This window comes from Photobacterium sp. OFAV2-7 (assembly GCF_022347985.1).
Taxonomy (GTDB): domain Bacteria; phylum Pseudomonadota; class Gammaproteobacteria; order Enterobacterales; family Vibrionaceae; genus Photobacterium.
This window is the reverse complement of sequence record NZ_JAKRFQ010000691.1, coordinates 1-2876: the sequence shown is the minus strand read 5'-3', so window position 1 is coordinate 2876 and position 2876 is coordinate 1. Positions and strand designations below refer to the sequence as shown.

At 49.9% G+C, this 2876-nt stretch carries 3 protein-coding genes; all 3 read left to right on the top strand.

Annotated features, from left to right (window positions below; all coding sequences use genetic code 11):
• A partial coding sequence (locus tag MHN01_RS23150; RefSeq protein WP_239413710.1) for an efflux RND transporter permease subunit occupies nucleotides 1-242 on the top strand: 242 nt, incomplete at its 5' end.
• A 170-nt stretch (nucleotides 243-412) separates the two neighbouring features.
• Nucleotides 413-1531: a 23S rRNA pseudouridine(2604) synthase RluF gene (gene rluF / locus MHN01_RS23145; protein ID WP_239413709.1), complete on the top strand. Its 1119-nt coding sequence runs from the start codon at nucleotides 413-415 to the stop codon at nucleotides 1529-1531.
• 214 nt (nucleotides 1532-1745) lie between these two features.
• Nucleotides 1746-2831 (top strand): chorismate synthase, encoded by a 1086-nt coding sequence (gene aroC / locus MHN01_RS23140; RefSeq protein WP_239413708.1) that lies wholly within the window; start codon nucleotides 1746-1748, stop codon nucleotides 2829-2831.
• Nucleotides 2832-2876: the final 45 nt, after the last annotated feature.

The following is a 2876-nucleotide window of genomic DNA, read 5'->3' as shown; positions in this document are numbered from 1 at the left end:
TCCCTTTGATTCTATCAACGGGAGCGGGAGCCGAAAGCCGGATTGCCGTGGGTACGGTTGTCTTCTTTGGTATGGCGTTTGCCACCTTCGTGACCCTGTTGGTGATCCCTGCGATGTATCGCTTGATGTCGGAGAAAACTGCATCGCCGGGTCATGTTGCCGAACAACTTGAAAAAGCCCTCCAGCAAGATTATGTCGGCCGTTCGAATCATGGTGAGCTGCCGACAGCAAAAGAGAACTAATAGCCTTTGGCGCTGTTCTTTGACTGAAATGAAACCGCCCATCTGGGCGGTTTTTTTCACTATTAAATATAATTTCTTTTCCAGCACCCTGCGGGGTTGGTAGAATTAGGGTGTATAGTCAACTAACTGACCTTGATCGCGTTGTGAAACGCATAGCAAAGAAGAACACCATGTCTCAGAATCAGCCTCAGAATTCAACTGACAATGCCGACCAGAACCAGGCAAAAGCAGTACGTTTAAACAAATTTATCAGTGATACAGGCTTTTGCTCACGCCGTGAGGCGGACAAGCTTATTGATCAAGGCCGAGTGACCATCAATGGCCAAGAGCCGGAAATGGGCATGAAAGTACAACCGGGCGACGAAGTACTGGTCGATGACCGACCTCTGCGTGCCAAAGAAAAGCCAATCTATATTGCGCTTAACAAGCCGACAGGCATAACCTGTACTACCGAGCGTCATATAAAAGATAATATTGTCGACTTTATTGGCCACCGTAAGCGTATCTTCCCGATTGGTCGTCTCGATAAGCCATCAGACGGTCTGATTTTCCTGACCAACGATGGCGACATCGTCAATAAAATCTTGCGCGCCGGTAACTCGCACGAGAAAGAATATGTGGTGCGTGTTGATAAGCCAATTACCCAAGAGTTTCTTGACAAGATGGCCTCGGGTGTCGCAATCCTCGACACCGTCACCTTGCCATGTAAAGTCACCAAGGAAACGACCTATTCGTTTCGTATTGTGCTGACTCAGGGACTGAACCGCCAGATCCGCCGTATGTGTGAAGCACTGGGTTATGACGTGTTCAAGCTGCGCCGCGTGCGTATTATGAATATCAGCATTGACGGGCTGCCGAATGGGAAATGGCGTTACCTGACAGATGCAGAAATTGCTGAAATTCATAGCCTGATTTCCGATTCCAGTGGTACTGAGGAAGCCTCGCAGGTTGATGGCAAAGGCAAATCCATTAAAAAAGCGACGGATGCCAAGTTGTTCGACAGTCGTCAGCAAGATGCAGCAGAGCGTAATGGCGGTAAGATCCAGTACAAAACTTATAAGGGCAAAGGCGAGTTTAACCGCAAGCGCCGTTCAGGCGAGCAGGAGGATTCACGCTCAGACGAACGCCGAGGCTCTCCTCGCCCGGGTCGTGGCAACAAGCCTAGCCACAATAAGCCAGGCCAAGGTAAATCAGGCGGCGGCAGATCTAGCCGTGACAACGACTTCTCTCGTGGCCGCAATTCTGGCTCGAGCGGCATCAAGAAGTGGAAATCGAAAAAAGACGCGTAATTCTGCTTGTATAGCGAGAGAGCCTTCTCTCGCTATATTCCCCTCTCATATCCCTTCCATATTTTAATTGCTGGTAATAAGCCTATTTCCCCTCTTGCATTCCCTGCGACTAATTTGCACTATGTACTCATTAACAAAGACACAACTATGAACATACCAGCAAGATAAATGTTGCTCGGGTATATCTGAAGCATCGAAAAGAACAGAGGAAGTAATGGCAGGCAATACGATAGGACAACTTTTTCGCGTCACTACCTTTGGTGAAAGCCATGGCCTGGCACTGGGCTGCATCATTGATGGCTGTCCCCCGGGACTAGCACTGACTGAAGCGGATATGCAGCATGATCTGGACCGTCGCCGTCCGGGTACTTCCAAATATACAACCCAGCGTCGTGAACCCGATGAAGTAAAGATTCTGTCTGGCGTTTTTGAAGGCCAGACTACCGGCACCTCGATTGGTTTGCTGATTGAAAATACCGATCAGCGTTCGAAAGATTACTCCAACATCAAGGATAAGTTCCGCCCGGGACATGCTGATTATACCTACCACCAAAAGTACGGTATTCGTGACTACCGTGGCGGTGGTCGATCATCAGCTCGCGAAACGGCGATGCGTGTAGCAGCTGGCGCTGTGGCCAAGAAGTACCTGAAACAAGTGCATGGTATTGAAGTGCGTGCTTATCTCTCTCAGATGGGTGATGTCACCATTGATAAGGTTGATTGGGACCTGATTGAGCAGAATGCGTTTTTCTGCCCGGATGCCGACAAGGTCGAGGCGTTTGACGAGCTGATCCGCAAACTGAAGAAAGAAGGCGACTCCATCGGTGCCAAGCTGACAGTGGTTGCCAGCAATGTCCCTGTGGGCCTGGGTGAGCCTGTTTTTGATCGCCTTGATGCCGACATTGCCCACTCGCTTATGAGTATCAATGCAGTTAAAGGGGTTGAGATTGGTGATGGTTTTGACGTGGTTGAGCAGCGCGGTAGCGAGCATCGTGATGCGATGACACCGGAGGGTTTCAAGACCAACCATGCCGGCGGTATCTTGGGTGGCATCTCGTCGGGTCAGGATGTGGTCGCGCATATTGCCCTGAAGCCAACATCGAGTATTACTGTGCCGGGTGAAACCATTAATCGCCAGGGCGAAAGTACGGAAGTGATCACCAAAGGCCGCCATGATCCGTGTGTTGGTATCCGCGCGGTACCTATTGCCGAGGCAATGTTGGCGATCACCTTAATGGATCATCTGTTGCGCCATCGCGGTCAGAATGCCGATGTGGTAACAGAAACACCGAAAATTTGATCATTATCGATTTTGAATCAAAAAAGCGAGAGGCTTTCACCTCTC